Origin of the sequence: Xylophilus sp. (genome assembly GCA_009914555.1) — a bacterium.
Classification (GTDB): Bacteria; Pseudomonadota; Gammaproteobacteria; order Burkholderiales; family Burkholderiaceae_C; genus WNDY01.
The window spans coordinates 217,241-230,197 of sequence record WNDY01000001.1 but is presented as its reverse complement, the minus strand read 5'-3'; the positions used below and the strand labels follow the sequence as shown (position 1 = coordinate 230,197).

Annotated in this window: 13 protein-coding genes and 1 pseudogene; 2 read left to right on the top strand and 12 right to left on the bottom strand. The window is 71.4% G+C overall.

All coding sequences use genetic code 11. The annotated features are described in order from the left end of the window. Window positions 1-3: 3 nt before the first annotated feature. Entirely contained in the window at window positions 4-300 is a 297-nt protein-coding gene (locus GAK38_RS01105) for a hypothetical protein (protein ID WP_325340652.1), read from the bottom strand. A gap of 98 nt (window positions 301-398) precedes the next feature. Between GAK38_RS01105 and GAK38_RS01100 the strand changes: the two genes are divergently transcribed. After that, a complete protein-coding gene (locus GAK38_RS01100) occupies window positions 399-1,112 on the top strand; it encodes a hypothetical protein (RefSeq protein ID WP_325340651.1) in 714 nt (237 codons plus the stop codon). Between the two features lie 12 nt (window positions 1,113-1,124). Here the strand turns inward: GAK38_RS01100 and GAK38_RS01095 are convergent, their stop codons facing one another. The 4 genes from GAK38_RS01095 to GAK38_RS01080 all read right to left on the bottom strand — a co-directional run bounded on the left by GAK38_RS01095 (window position 1,125) and on the right by GAK38_RS01080 (window position 4,602). Continuing rightward, window positions 1,125-1,511, bottom strand: a complete 387-nt coding sequence (locus tag GAK38_RS01095; protein ID WP_325340650.1) for a YgiW/YdeI family stress tolerance OB fold protein — start codon at window positions 1,509-1,511, stop codon at window positions 1,125-1,127. Between the two features lie 102 nt (window positions 1,512-1,613). Further along, window positions 1,614-2,981: an ATP-binding protein gene (locus tag GAK38_RS01090; protein WP_325340648.1), complete on the bottom strand. Its 1,368-nt coding sequence runs from the start codon at window positions 2,979-2,981 to the stop codon at window positions 1,614-1,616. Then, complete coding sequence (locus tag GAK38_RS01085) at window positions 2,978-3,640, bottom strand: response regulator transcription factor (protein WP_325340647.1); 663 nt, start codon at window positions 3,638-3,640, stop codon at window positions 2,978-2,980. Before GAK38_RS01085 ends, GAK38_RS01090 begins: the two co-directional genes overlap by 4 nt. A gap of 11 nt (window positions 3,641-3,651) precedes the next feature. Next, window positions 3,652-4,602 carry a ketopantoate reductase family protein gene (locus GAK38_RS01080; RefSeq protein WP_325340645.1) on the bottom strand — a complete coding sequence of 317 codons (951 nt, stop codon included), beginning with the start codon at window positions 4,600-4,602 and terminating at the stop codon, window positions 3,652-3,654. A gap of 169 nt (window positions 4,603-4,771) precedes the next feature. Between GAK38_RS01080 and GAK38_RS01075 the strand changes: the two genes are divergently transcribed. Further along, the gene (locus GAK38_RS01075) at window positions 4,772-5,581 is read left to right on the top strand and encodes an alpha/beta fold hydrolase (protein ID WP_325340644.1); all 810 of its coding nucleotides are present in this window, start codon (window positions 4,772-4,774) and stop codon (window positions 5,579-5,581) included. Here the strand turns inward: GAK38_RS01075 and GAK38_RS01070 are convergent. The 7 genes and pseudogenes from GAK38_RS01070 to GAK38_RS01040 all read right to left on the bottom strand — a co-directional run bounded on the left by GAK38_RS01070 (window position 5,578) and on the right by GAK38_RS01040 (window position 12,940). Further along, window positions 5,578-6,306: an alpha/beta fold hydrolase gene (locus GAK38_RS01070; protein WP_325340643.1), complete on the bottom strand. Its 729-nt coding sequence runs from the start codon at window positions 6,304-6,306 to the stop codon at window positions 5,578-5,580. The genes GAK38_RS01075 and GAK38_RS01070 overlap by 4 nt on opposite strands. A gap of 47 nt (window positions 6,307-6,353) precedes the next feature. Further along, window positions 6,354-7,289, bottom strand: a complete 936-nt coding sequence (locus GAK38_RS01065) for a hydroxyacid dehydrogenase (RefSeq protein WP_325340642.1) — start codon at window positions 7,287-7,289, stop codon at window positions 6,354-6,356. Between the two features lie 61 nt (window positions 7,290-7,350). Further along, entirely contained in the window at window positions 7,351-8,955 is a 1,605-nt protein-coding gene (garD, locus tag GAK38_RS01060; protein ID WP_325340641.1) for a galactarate dehydratase, read from the bottom strand. Window positions 8,956-9,006: 51 nt separating this feature from the next. Beyond that, complete coding sequence (locus GAK38_RS01055; protein ID WP_325340640.1) at window positions 9,007-10,032, bottom strand: Ldh family oxidoreductase; 1,026 nt, start codon at window positions 10,030-10,032, stop codon at window positions 9,007-9,009. Between the two features lie 6 nt (window positions 10,033-10,038). Beyond that, window positions 10,039-10,758: pseudogene (locus tag GAK38_RS01050) on the bottom strand (ribonuclease activity regulator RraA). Window positions 10,759-10,799: 41 nt separating this feature from the next. Beyond that, on the bottom strand, window positions 10,800-11,837 hold the full coding sequence (locus tag GAK38_RS01045) for an alpha/beta fold hydrolase (protein ID WP_325340638.1): 1,038 nt from the start codon (window positions 11,835-11,837) through the stop codon (window positions 10,800-10,802). Next, complete coding sequence (locus GAK38_RS01040) at window positions 11,837-12,940, bottom strand: Zn-dependent alcohol dehydrogenase (protein WP_325340637.1); 1,104 nt, start codon at window positions 12,938-12,940, stop codon at window positions 11,837-11,839. The genes GAK38_RS01045 and GAK38_RS01040 overlap by 1 nt, the downstream gene beginning before the upstream one ends. Window positions 12,941-12,957 lie beyond the last annotated feature (17 nt).

Below are 12,957 nucleotides of genomic sequence, written 5' to 3'. Positions count from 1 at the left end.
GCCTCAGGCCCCGCTGGCGCAGGTGCTTGCCGCGCGCCGGCGGCCGAAGACCCCCCAGCTCAGCGCCGCCGTGATCCAGGCGGCGATGCCGCCGTAGAGCATGACCCAGCCGAAGCCCTGGGCGAGCGCCGCATGCGCCAGCGCCTGGAGACATTCCGCCAGATGCTGCTGCGTGTGGTAGCGGCGGTGCGGCTCCGCATAGGCCGCCAGCAGCGCCGACTGCACGGCGCGGCCATCGCCACGGGCAGCCAGCCCCTGCCAGGCCCGCAGCCAGGATCGCGCGAAGAGGTGCTGGGTCACGATGCTTTCCTCGGAACACGGTCTGAGAGCCGACGACGGAGCCATGATGCAGGTAGAGTGCCGGCTCGCCAAGGCCTCTTCACCTCACCCTGCCCGCCATGACTCCCCTGTCGTCCGAACTGCGACGCCTCTACCTCGTTCCGTCCACCGACAGCGCTGCGGATGCCGCGCCGATCGACCGCGCAGGACGCGTGCGCGCCCTGGTCTTGGAGCTGGCCGGACCGGCGGACTGGGATCTGCTCGCCCCGCTCTGGCGGGAGGTGCAGGCGGAGCTGCACCTGCCGGCGCCCGGCATCGCCGTCTCGGGCACGGATGCGCTGCAGCTGTGGTTCTCGCTAGCCGAGCCGGTGCCGGCCGCGCAGGCCCATGTCTTCCTGGAGGCGCTGCGGTCGCGCTACCTGCCGCAGGTGGACAGGCGGCGCGTGCGGCTCTGGCCCGCGGCCGATGGCGCGGTGCATGCCGCGCCGGTGCCGGCGCCGCAGGCCGGCACGGACCACTGGTCGGCCTTCATCGCATCGGACCTGCCGGCCGTATTCGCCGACACGCCCTGGCTCGACATCGAGCCCAGCGAGGAAGGCCAGGCGGCGCTGCTGCGCGCGTTGCGCGTGACCAAGCCGGCCGAATTCGCAGAGGCGCTGCAGCGCCTGGCACAGGGCGCTGCGCCACCGGCGCCCCCTGCCGCACGCATCGCACCAGCCCCCGGAACCGTCGACGACCCGCGCCGCTTTCTGCGATCGGTGATGAACGACGGCGCCGCGCCACTGGCCTTGCGCATCGAAGCCGCCAAGGTGCTGCTGCAGCACGGAGGCTGAGGCCTCGGCCGCTCAGGGCAGCCGCCGCAGGCTCTGCACCTCCACCTCGAGCTTGCGGAAGTCCTTGTCGACCTCGCCGACGATCTCGACACGCTGGTCGGCACCGATGGCCGCGTCCGGCGGAAAGCGCTTGGGCGAGATCTCGACCGGCACCTGGCCGGTGGCGTCGCCGAAGAGGTAGTGCTTGCCGCCCTGCGACGACAGGATGCGGCCCTGCAGCCGGACGATCTGGTCGTCATGGGCCGACGCACGCAGCTCCTGCACCGTGAGGTGCGGCACTGCGCTGGGCCCCGTGTAGACGCCAGGCGCCGGCACGGCGGCCGGGGCCGGCGGCTGGGCGTGGGACTGGCTGGCGAGCAGTGCGACGACGAGGCCGCAGGCGATCAGGGAGAACTTCATGGCAGGTTCCTTCGATGGTGTGGAGGGAGCGATGCACCGGCCGATGCCGGTGTGCATGGCCTCGATTGCAGCGGCCGAACCTGAAGGCTTCCTGATGTGTCGCTACCCGCCGGGGAAGTCCAGGACCACGCCCAGCCCCAGCCCATCGAGCCCCGGCTCGAACGACAGCGTGGCGCCGTGCAGCACCGCAATGCGCGCCACGATCGACAGGCCCAGGCCATTGCCGGTCTGGCCGCTGCCCAGGCTGCGGAAGAAGCGCTCGCCCAGCCGCGCACGGTCGGCCGCCGGCACGCCGGGGCCGCGGTCGCGCACGGCGATGCGGCAGCCGCCGTCCGCAAGCGGCAGAGCCTCGACCACGACCGGCCCTTCGGCCGGCCCGTAGCGCAGCGCGTTGTCGAGGACGGTGCGCAGCGCCGTGCGCAGCAGCTCGGGGTGCGCGCGCAGCTTCGGCACGCGGCCATCGACGCGCACGTCGGCCCGCCCGTCCTTGCCGGCTTCGCGGCCCAGCGCATCGAGCAGGGCCGGCAGGTCCACCGTTTCGCGCGGCAGCGTGGCCGGGTTTTCCGGGTCCAGCCGGGCCAGGGCCAGCAGGCCCTCGACCAGGGCGGTGCAGCGGTCGACCTCGTCGCGCAGCGATTGCAGCGTGACCGTGCCGGCGGCCGGCGCGGCGCTGCCTTGCTGCTGCTGGCGCTGCATGAGCTGGATGCGCATGCGCAGCGCCGCCAGCGGCGTGCGCAGTTCGTGCGCGGCATCGGCGGTGAAACGGCGCTCAGCCTGCAGGGCCTGCGCAAGCCGGTCGAGCACCAGATTGAGCGACTGCACGATGGGCTGCAGTTCGCGCGGCTCGCCTTCGGTGGGCACCGGCGCCAGATCGGCGGCGGACTTGCCGCCGATGCGCTGCGCCGTGGCCTCAATGGGCCGCAGCAGCCGGCGGATGATCCACCAGCAGAAGGCGGCCAGCAGCGCCAGCAGCGCCAGCGCGGGCCACAGCAGCGCCCCGGCCACCTCGGTGAGCAGGTCCATGCGCTTGGACCAGGGCTGGCCCACCTGCACCTGGAAGTCGTAGCCCCTGGCCCGCGCGAGGTACACGCGCCAGGCCTGGCCATCGACCCAAACGTTGCGGAACGCGCTGCGCTTGTCGAACTCGGCCGAGAAGGGGTGCGCCGGCGCGTCGCTGGCACGGCGCAGCATGCGACCGCCCTCGCCGACGATCTGGTAGTACAGCCGCAGCTTGGCCGGCTCGCGGTGCTCGTCGCGCTCCAGCACGCCGGGCGCCTGGGGCTGCTGCAGCGACGCACCCAGCACCAGCGTGAGCCGCGCCGTCTCCTTGAGCGCATCGTCGAACACGTCGCTGGTCTCGTGCCAGGAGACGTAGACGATGATGCCCAGGCTCACCGCCCACACCAGCACGCTGGCGCCAAGGATGGATGCGATCAGCCGGCGGCGCAGCGAATAGGCGGCCTTCCTCATGCCGGCGCCAGCCCGTAGCCGTGGTTGCGCACGGTGGTGATGAACCGGGCGCCGAGCTTCTTGCGCAGGTTGGAGATGTGGACCTCGATCGCGTTGCTCTCAACCTCCTCGCCCCAGCCGTAGAGCGCCTCCTCCAGCTGCGCGCGGCTGAACACCTGGCCGCTGCGGCGCATCAGCGTCTGCAGCACGGTGAATTCGCGCGCCGTCAGCGGGACCGGCACGCCGTCGAGCGTCACGCGCTTGGCGGCCGGGTCCAGCGCCACCGCGCCGTGGCGCAGCAGCACGGGCGCCACCGTCGCCGCACCGCGGCGCAGCGCAGCGCGGATGCGGGCCGACAGCTCTTCCAGATCGAAGGGCTTGACCAGGTAGTCGTCGGCGCCCAGGTCCAGTCCTTCGATGCGGTCGGCCAGCGCATCGCGCGCGGTGATCAGCAGCACCGGCAACGGCTCGCTGCGAGCACGCAGGGCGGCCAGGATGGCGTCGCCGCTCGCGCCCGGCAGGCCGCGGTCGAGCACCAGGCACTGGTAGTCGTGGGTCCGCAGCGCGGCGTCGGCCAGGTCGCCGTGGTCCAGCCAGTCGACCGCATAGCCGTCGAGCTGCAACCAGGACTGGATCGTGCGGCCAAGGCTGGCGTCGTCTTCGACGAGGAGGATGCGCATGGGCTCCGAGCCTACCCGCGCGACGCTGGTGCGCCTTCGACCAGCTTGACCGCAACCCAGAGCAGCCGGTTCACCGGCACTGGAACGCCCAGCGCCTCGCCGCGCCGCACCACATAGCCGTTGAGGTGGTCGATCTCGGTCGGCCGGCCGCGCGCGAGGTCCTGCGCGGTAGAGGAATGCTGGCCCGCCATCGTCCCGGCGATGGCGCGCACGTTCGCGCGGACATCGCCGGGCACCTGCACGCCATCGGCCCGCGCCACGGCCAAGCATTCGTCGACGATGCCGTCGAGCACCGCGGGCACCGCCGCATGGCCCTGCGCCAGGGGGCCGTAGGACAGCCGCGTGAGGGCGGAGAGTGCGTTGTAGGCGCAGTTGACCACCAGCTTGGCCCAGAGCGCGCCGCGCACGTCGGGCACGACCTCGCTCGGAATGCCGGCCGCGCCGAGCTGGCGCGCTGCCTTCTGCGCGGCGGCCGACGGCGGGCCGATGACCAACTCGCCGCGGCCGTGGTGGCGCACCCGACCCGGCGCCGGCAGGCTGGTGGCCACGTAGACCACGGCGGCGGCCACCGTATGCGCGGCACCGAGCACGTCGCGCACCCGCGCGTCGTTGTCCACCCCGTTCTGCAGCGTGAGCACCAGCGCGCCAGGCCGCAGGTGCGGCGCGATCTGCGCGGCCGCGGCCTCGGTATCGGTGGACTTGACGCTGAACAGAACCACATCGGCCCCGGCGACCGCGGACGGAGCGGTATCGGCCCGCAACGGCACGGTGCCGGTGAACGCGGCGGACTCCACCTGCAAGCCGCCCTGGTCCGCGATCGCCTGCACGTGGGCCGGGCGGCCGATGAGCGTGACGGCGTGGCCGGCGCGCGCCAGCAGCGCGCCGAAGTAGCTGCCGACGGCGCCCGCGCCCATGACGGCGAAGGACAGCGGCGGCGAAACGGGGGACACGGCAGTGGTCATGGGCGTGGGACTCCTGGAAGCCGCCGATGATGCACCGGCCCGGTCCGGCGCGCGCCCGGTCCGTAGAATTCCGCGCCATAGCCCGGATGCATCGCTGTGAGCGCCGCACATACTCCCGCTCTTACCATCTCACAGCACGCCTGTTTCGGCCACTAGAGAGATATACCCCATGCCAGAACCAGCCGCCACCGACCACTGGATCGCCACGCCCGCGGGCCGGCTGTTCGCCCGCGCCTGGACGCCCGCGCAAGGCGAAGGCGCCGCGCCGGTGCTGCTGTTCCACGATTCGCTCGGCTGCGTGGCGCTGTGGCGGGACTTTCCGGCGCGGCTCGCACAGCGGCTGGGCCGGCGCGTGGTGGCCTATGACCGGCTCGGCTTCGGCCGCTCGGACGCACATCCCGGCCGGCTTGGTGCGGACTTCATCGACCACGAGGCGGCCACGGCCGTGCCGGCGCTGCGCGCCGCGCTGGGCCTGGAGCGCTTCGTGGCGCTGGGCCACAGCGTGGGCGGCGCGATGGCCGTCACGGCCGGGGCCGCGTCCGGCACTACCGGCTGCGAAGCGGTGGTGACGGTGGCCGCGCAGGCCTTCGTGGAAGACCGCACGCGCGACGGCATCCTCGCGGCCGCGCAGGCGTTCGCCGACCCGGAGCCGTTCGCGCGGCTCGGCAGGCACCACGGCGGCCAAGCCCGCTGGGTGCTGGAGGCCTGGACGCAGACCTGGCTGTCGCCCGCCTTCGCCGGCTGGACGCTGGAGCCCGCGCTGCGCCGGCTGCGCAGCCCGCTGCTGGCGCTGCATGGGGACCGCGACGAATACGGCTCGGCCGCGCATCCGCAGCGCCTGGCCGCGCTGGCCGGCGGGCCGGCGCGCGCCGTGCTGCTGGAGGACTGCGGCCACATACCGCACCGCGAACGGCCGCAGGCGCTGCTGGATGCGGTGGCCGGCTTCCTCGCCAAGCCCCGCGATGGATCGAGCGGCTAGCGGCCGAGCCAGCGCCGCAGCGCCGCGCTGGTCTCGCGCGGCTGCTCCATCGGCGGCAGGTGGCCGCAGGCGGCGAAGCGGTGCAGGCGCGCGCCGGGGATCTTCTGCTGCATCGCCTGCGCTTCGGCAGGCGGGGTAAGCACGTCGCTGTCGCCCACGCAGACCAGCGTGGGCACGGCGATGGCGGGCAGCAGCGGGCGCGAATCGGGCCGGTCCAGGATGGCCTGCTGCTGGCGCAGGTAGGCGTCGCTGCCCACCCGCAGCGCCATCGCCTTGACCTCGTCGCCCACAGGGCCGCCGACGTGCGAGGCATGCACCAGCTGCGGCAGCAGCCGGTCGGTCACGCCGGCGAAGCGGCCCTGGCGGATCGAGTCGATGCCGGCCTGGCGCTGGGCACGGCGCTCGGGGCTGTCGGGGCTGGCCGTGGTGTCGACCAGGGCCAGCCGCGCCACGCGGCCCGGCGCCTGGCGCAGGATCTCGAAGGCGACGTAGCCACCCATCGACAGCGCCGCCAGCGCGAAGCGCGGCGGCGCGCTGGCAAGCACGCGGCGCGCCATGGCGGCGATGCTGTCGTCCTGCGTGAGGTCGGCGATCCAGGGCTCGGCGATGTCGGCCAGGTCGTGCGCCTGGTCGCGCCAAAGGCGGTCGTCGCAGAGCAGGCCGGGGAGGAGGACGAGGGGGATGCGGGTGTGTGCAATCTCGGAAGTGGCGGAAGTCAGCGTCATCGTCCCGATTCTGCGCGGACCGCCGTCGTCGCTGCGCGCTGGAGGCCTCAAGCCGCGGCAGTCAGGCCGAGGTGCCTGACGATGTTCTCGGCTGCACCCACCGCCATGCCGCGCAGGCCCCGGTCCGTGGTACCGCCGACGTGCGGGGTGAAAAGCGTGCGCGGCGTGGTCAGCCACGCGGAATCGGGCGGCAGCGGTTCGTCGACGAAGCAGTCCAGCCCCAGGTAGATATCGCCGGACACCAGCCGCGCGCGCATGGCTGTCTCATCCAGCAGGCCGGCGCGCGCCGCATTGATGACGATGGCGCCTTTGCGCAGCCTGCCGATGCGGCTTTCGTCCAGCAAGCCGCGTGTGGAGTCGTCCAGCGGGCAATGGAGCGTGACCACGTCGCTGCGGGCGATGAGTGCGTCGATGTCTTGCACCCGCACAGCGCCGTCGGGAATCCGCGAAGCGTCGAGGTAGGGCTCGCACACTGCCACCTGCATGCCGATGCCGAGGGCGAAACGTGCCACGCGGCCACCGATAGAGCCGCAGCCGACCACGCCCAGGGTGCGGCCCGCGAGCTCGGTGCCGAGGTAGCCGTCCTTGTCCCAATGGCCCTGGTGCATGCGCTGGTCGAGCCAGCTCAACTGGCGGGCGATCGCGAGCATCATGCCGAGCGTGTGCTCGGCCACGGCTTGGCTGTTGGAGCCCAGCGCCGGTAAGGCGGCGATGCCCAGGCTGCGTGCGGCCGCCGTGTCGATGGCGTCCATGCCCACACCATGGCGCGCCACCACGCGCAGGCGCGGCGAAGCCAGCAGCACGCGCCGGGTGATGCTGCCGTAGCGGGCCAGGATGGCGTCGGGCCGCTCTTGCCGGCAGACCTCCACAAGGTCGTCCTCGGCGACTTTCGCGCCGGTGTAGACGAGGCGATGGCCCGCCAGCAACGCTGCTGCGTCGGGGTGGATCTGCGTTTCGGTGATCAGGACGGTTGCGGGTGCCATGGGCCGGACGGGTGATGAAACGGTTGGAGTGGGATGAAAAGGGTCGACCGCGCCGCAGCGCTCAGGTGACCGGCGCCGGGTTGAAAAGAACGAGGGCATTGTGCAGCTGCCACTGCTCCGCCCAGGTCTTCCTGCGGCCGCTGGCTACGTCGAGCATCAGGCGAAAGAGCTCCCAGCCCACTTCCTCGATCGAGGCTTCTCCGTCGGCGATGCGCCCCGCATTCACGTCCATCAGGTCGTGCCAGCGGCGGGCGAGGTCGGTGCGGGTCGCCACCTTGATCACCGGCACCTCGGCCAGGCCATAGGGTGTGCCACGGCCGGTGGTGAAGACGTGCAGGTTCATGCCTGCGGCCACCTGCAGCGTGCCGCAAACGAAATCGCCCGATGGCGTCGCCGCGTACACCAGTCCGCCGCGGATGCCTTCGGACCGCAGCCGCTGCCCCGGCGACAGCACGCCGGTGATTGGCGCGGTCCCCGACTTGACGATGGAGCCCATCGCCTTCTCGACGATGTTGGAGATGCCGCCCTGCTTGTTGCCGGGCGAGGTGTTGGCACTGCGGTCCGTTTTGCCGCGCGAGAGGTAGGCGTCGTACCAGGCCATCTCGCGGACCAGCGCGGCCGCGACCTGCGGCGTGGCGGCGCGCGATGTCAGCTGGTCGATGCCGTCGCGCACCTCGGTGACCTCGGAGAACATCACCGTCGCGCCGGCGCGGATCAGCAGGTCGGTGCAGAAGCCGACAGCCGGATTGGCCGTGGCTCCCGAGAACGCATCGCTGCCGCCGCACTGGACGCCGACGACCAGGTCGGCCGCCGGGCACGGCTCGCGGCGGCGCCGGTCGAGGCGGCGCAGATGGTGCTCGGCCTGGCGCAGGATGGCGTCAATCATCGACTGGAATCCCACGTGCTGTTCGTCCTGCAGGCAGACCACGTCGAGCGCCTGTGGATCGGCATCGCCATCGGCGGGGTCCTGGGGATGGATCTGCGCAAGCGTGCCGGGTGGCATGAGACGCTCGGGCTGCAGCTTCTCGCAACCCAGGCTCACCACCATGACCTCCGCGCCGAAGTTCGGATTGAGGCTGATGTTGCGCACGGTCCGGATCGGTATGGCGGCGTCCGGAGCGTCGATGGCCACGCCGCAGCCGTAGCCGTGCTCCAGCGCCACCACGCCGTCCACATTCGGGTACTTCGGCAGCAACTCGCGGCGGATGCGGTCCACCGCATGGCGCACGACTCCCGAAACGCACTGGACGGTGGTGGTGATGCCCAGCAGGTTGCGCGTGCCCACCGTCCCGTCGGCGTTGCGGTATCCATCGAACGTGTAGCCCTCGAGCCTGTCGAGGACAGGCCGGGGAGCGGTCGACACCGGCAGGTCGTGGAGCGGCTGCGCACCGGGCATGTCGAGCACGCGTTCGTGCACCCAGCTGCCTGCCGGCAGGTCCTGCGTGGCGCGGCCGATGACCACGTTGTAGCGCCGCACCTCGGTGCCGGTGGGCAGGTCGGCCAGCGCGACCTTGTGGCCCTGCGGAATGCGCTCGCGCAGGACGGTGCCGTCATTCAGCCTGCTGCCGGCCGGCAGCCCTCCGTCGTTGGCGACGATGGCGACGTTGTCTTCGGCGCGCATGCGGATCACATGGGGCGAACGCGGCAAGGAGGGTCGAGAGTTCATCGTGGAGGCGTCGAGCGGAAAAGCGGTTTTTCGGTGGTGTGTGGCCGGCCGTCACGGCGCGGTTTCGAGCAACTGTTCGAGCTGCGCCAGGAGTGCGGGGGACAGTGCGACGCCATCGGCCACCGCCGCGCGCCGCAGGGCGAAGCGGCGCGCGCCCGGCAGCCGAGCGGCGCCGCTGGCCTGCGCCGCGACGACGAAAGCATCGACACGCTCGACGTAGGTGGACGCTCCCGCCAGCGCGCCGGGGTCGATCGCCAGGAAGGCTTGGCCGATGGATGCGTGCGTCCCTTCCACTTCGTAGAAGGGACGCGTCTCGGCGCTCAGGGCTGCGCCGGTAAGGGCGGTGCACAGCAGCTCGAATGTCAGCGCCAGCATGTTTCCCTTGACGCCGCCGGCCGGAAACAGCGTTCCCGCCAGTGCGGCTTCGGCGTCGGTGGTCGGCTGCCCTGCAGCGTCCAGCGCCCAGTCTTCCGGGATGGGCTGGCCCGCCCGGGCTGCTTCCAGGATCTGGCCACGCGTGACGGACGTCATCGCCATGTCGACGACGATCGGATCCTGGCCAGGCCGGGGAAAGCAGGCGGCCACAGGGTTGGTGCCGAGCACGGCCGATGTACCGCCCCACAAGGGCATGGCTGCCGGCGCGTTGGAAAAAGCCAGCCCGACCAACCCCGCGTCCGCGACCGGCTCCAGCGTCAGCCCGAGCGCACCTGCGTGGGAGGAGCGCGTAACCCCCACAAAGGCGGCGCCGTACCGGCGGGCCAGCGCGACGGCGGTGTCGACCGCGAGCTCGCAGGCCGCATACGCCAGGCCATGGCCGGCATCCACCAGGGCAGTGGCACCGTGCGAACGGATCACGGCCGGCAGCGCGGCGGCTTCAAGCCTGCCGCTGTCCAGCAGTGCGCAATACTGGGATATGCGCGACAGGCCATGGGTACCGATGCCGGCGACTTCAGCCTGCACCAGCGCCTTCGCGGCGCTGCGCGCGACCGCGGGCGGGACGCCGCGCGCGGCGAACACGCGCGCAGCCATCCCGATCAGATAGTCCAGGTCCCATGTGCGGGAAGCGGGCACGCCCATGGTCGGTCACCGGCCCCGGTTCGTGCGCCAGGCGGCAAAGTCCACCAGCGTCTGCTCGTCGGTGGCGGGGTAGAGGCCAAGGATCGATCTTCCGGCATGGACCTGCTCGGTGACGAAGTCCTCGAATGCGGTCATCTCCACGGCCTCGTCCGCGATCTCGTCGGCCAGGTGGGCGGGAATCACGATGACGCCGTCGTTGTCGCCCACGACCACGTCGCCAGGGAAGACGGGCGCGTCGCCGCAGCCGATGGGCTCGTTGATGGCAATGGCCTGGTGCAGCGTCAGGTTGGTCGGTGCGGAGGGCCGTTGGTGGTAGGCGGGAATGGTCAGCGTGGCGATTTTCGCCGAATCGCGGAAGCCCCCGTCGGTCACCACTCCCGCGACGCCGCGCTGCATGAGACGGCCGACCAGGATGCCGCCTGCGGACGCTGCGCGCGCGTCCTTGCGGCTGTCCATGACGAGCACCGCGCCCGGCGGGCATTCCTAGACCGCCTTGCGCTGCGGATGGGCGCGGTCCCGGAAGACCGCGAGCCCGTTGAGATCCTCCCGCGCGGGCATGTAGCGCAGCGTATAGGCTTCGCCGACCATGCTCTCCTTCAGCGGGTGCAGAGGTTGGACGTTCTGGATGAACTGCTGGCGAAAGCCGCGCTTGTAGAGCGCGGTGGCCAGCGTTGCCGTGCTTACGGTCTTGAGCTTGGCGCGAATGGTCTCATTGAGTATGGTCATGGTGGGCAGGCGTTGGAAGAAAGAAGCAAGAGAAGGTGCGCTCAGGCCGCGAGCAGGGCTCCCGCATGGCGATTGAGCAGCGCGGCCGCTTCGGCATCAGCCGCGGAAGCGGCCTGGTGTCCGCGGTGTGACGGCAGCTTCAGCCAGCGCGCCCGCGGGATGGCCGCCGCCACGGTGCGGGCCGCGTCCGACGGGTTGTAGAGATCGAGCGGCGCCGCGGCCACCAGGCACGATGCGCTGATGGCACGCAGGGCCGCTTCGGTGTCGCCGCCGAAGCCGGGCGTCTGCCCCAGGTCGTGCTGGTCATAGGCCCAGGACTGGTAGATCCAGTCGAGCGGTTCCGGTCCTTCCGCATGGCGCTCGTCGCAACGCCGGCGTATCCAGGCAATGGCCTCGTCGCCGCTGGCGAACTGTGCTCCGATGCTCTCGGGCGTGCGGCCGCTCACGAGCTGCATCAGGGGGACCCAGGCATCCCATGGACGTCCCGAATCCAGCGCGCGCAGCAACGCCCGGCGCGCCGTCTCATTGATGACGACGGACCAGGGATGGGTCTTGGCCATCGGCGTCATGGCGATGACGCGCTCCACCGGCTGCGGCAGGCTCACCGCCCACTGCAGCGCCTGCATTCCGCCCATCGAGGCGCCCGCCACGGCATGGAGCCGGTCCACGCCCAGAGATCGCAGCAGTCGCGACTGGCTCTCGACCATGTCGCGGATCGAGAAGCGCGGGAACGCCATGCCCGGCTGCGTGGCCGAGTTCGATGGGGAGCTGGACAGGCCGTTGCCCAGCGCGTCGACCGCAATCACGGTGTAGCGCGCGGGATCGAAGGCCCGCCCTTCGCCGATCATGGAATCGAGCCGGTGGTGCGACGTGCCGATGGCGCAGAGCACCAGCACGACCTTGTCGCCGCGCCGCGGCGCCGGGCCGCTGTCGGCACGGTGGACGACATAGCCGATGCGGCAGTCCTGCAGCGTCTGGCCGTTTTCCAGCGGCAGGTCGCCGATCGCAGCTTCCTGGTGCGGCCGGTCGATCCAGCCGTTCTGGAGGACATGACCGCGCTGTGCGGGCGGACTCGGCATCAATGCTCCATCATGAGAACGGCCCGCACCACGTCGCCCCGCGCCATGGCCTCGAAGCCGTCGTTGATGCGCGCGAGCGGCAGCCGCAGGGTGATGAGTTCATCGAGCTTGAGCTTGCCCCGCAGATACAGGTCGCACAGCCACGGAAAGTCGCGCCTGGGACGAGCCCCGCCGTAGCTCGACCGGATGGAAGTCTTCTCGCCCATCATCGAGCCGAAGCGAAGCGACACGCGCTTGTTCACGTCCACCTTGCCCAGCATGACGGTGTAGCCGCCCGGCCGCGCGAGGTCGTACATGAGCTGCATGGCCGGCTCGCCGCCGGCGCATTCGAACACGTAGTCGGCGCCGCGCCCCGCCGTGAGCGACTGCGCCATGCCGGCGGGGTCCTCCCCTGCCAGCACGCAGTGGGTCGCACCGAAGACGCGCGCCATCTCGAGCTTTTTCGGATCGATGTCTACCGCCAGGACGACGGCTGCCTCTTCGAGCGCCGCCGCCTGGATGGCGTTGAGGCCGACAGCCCCGCAGCCGATGACGGCGACGCTGCTGCCGGCCTCGACCCGGGCCAGCCGCGACACGGCGCCCACGCCGGTCATCACCCCGCAGCCGATGAGGCAGGCGCGGTCGAACGGCATCTCGCGGGGAACGCGGATCGCACCGCTTTCCGGAACGATGCAGTACTGCGCATGGGACGACACCACGGAGAAGTGGAACAGCTCGCGGCCGTTCAGGCTGAGACGCGACGTGCCGTCCAGCAGATGGCCTTGCGGCTGGTGCGTCTTGAACGGCTCGCACAGGATGGGCTGGGCGCGGTCGCAGTAGTAGCAGTCGCCGCAGTGCGGCTTCCAGGAGCAGACCACATGGTCGCCCACGGCCACATGGCGCACCGCCGAGCCGATCCGCTCGACAACGCCGGCCCCCTCGTGGCCCAGCACGATAGGGAGCGGATAGCGCAGCGACCCCTGCATCACCTCGAGGTCGGTATGGCAGAGCCCGCTGGCCTGGATGCGCACGAGCACATCGCCAGGCTGCAGGTCGCCGGCGGAAACCCGCTCGATGGCGAGCGGCTCTCCGATGTGCCGGAGGACGGCGGCGTCGAATTCCATGTGTGTCGGGTGCGCTT

Coding starts and splice junctions, on each gene's coding strand:
- GAK38_RS01055 (WP_325340640.1), bottom strand. CDS start 10,032: ATGGGCGTGCCCGCTTCCCGCACATGGGACCTGGACTATCTGATCGGG.
- GAK38_RS01075 (WP_325340644.1), top strand. CDS start 4,772: ATGCCAGAACCAGCCGCCACCGACCACTGGATCGCCACGCCCGCGGGC.
- GAK38_RS01085 (WP_325340647.1), bottom strand. CDS start 3,640: ATGCGCATCCTCCTCGTCGAAGACGACGCCAGCCTTGGCCGCACGATC.
- GAK38_RS01040 (WP_325340637.1), bottom strand. CDS start 12,940: ATGGAATTCGACGCCGCCGTCCTCCGGCACATCGGAGAGCCGCTCGCC.
- GAK38_RS01080 (WP_325340645.1), bottom strand. CDS start 4,602: ATGACCACTGCCGTGTCCCCCGTTTCGCCGCCGCTGTCCTTCGCCGTC.
- GAK38_RS01045 (WP_325340638.1), bottom strand. CDS start 11,837: ATGCCGAGTCCGCCCGCACAGCGCGGTCATGTCCTCCAGAACGGCTGG.
- GAK38_RS01095 (WP_325340650.1), bottom strand. CDS start 1,511: ATGAAGTTCTCCCTGATCGCCTGCGGCCTCGTCGTCGCACTGCTCGCC.
- garD (WP_325340641.1), bottom strand. CDS start 8,955: ATGAACTCTCGACCCTCCTTGCCGCGTTCGCCCCATGTGATCCGCATG.
- GAK38_RS01090 (WP_325340648.1), bottom strand. CDS start 2,981: ATGAGGAAGGCCGCCTATTCGCTGCGCCGCCGGCTGATCGCATCCATC.
- GAK38_RS01070 (WP_325340643.1), bottom strand. CDS start 6,306: ATGACGCTGACTTCCGCCACTTCCGAGATTGCACACACCCGCATCCCC.
- GAK38_RS01065 (WP_325340642.1), bottom strand. CDS start 7,289: ATGGCACCCGCAACCGTCCTGATCACCGAAACGCAGATCCACCCCGAC.
- GAK38_RS01100 (WP_325340651.1), top strand. CDS start 399: ATGACTCCCCTGTCGTCCGAACTGCGACGCCTCTACCTCGTTCCGTCC.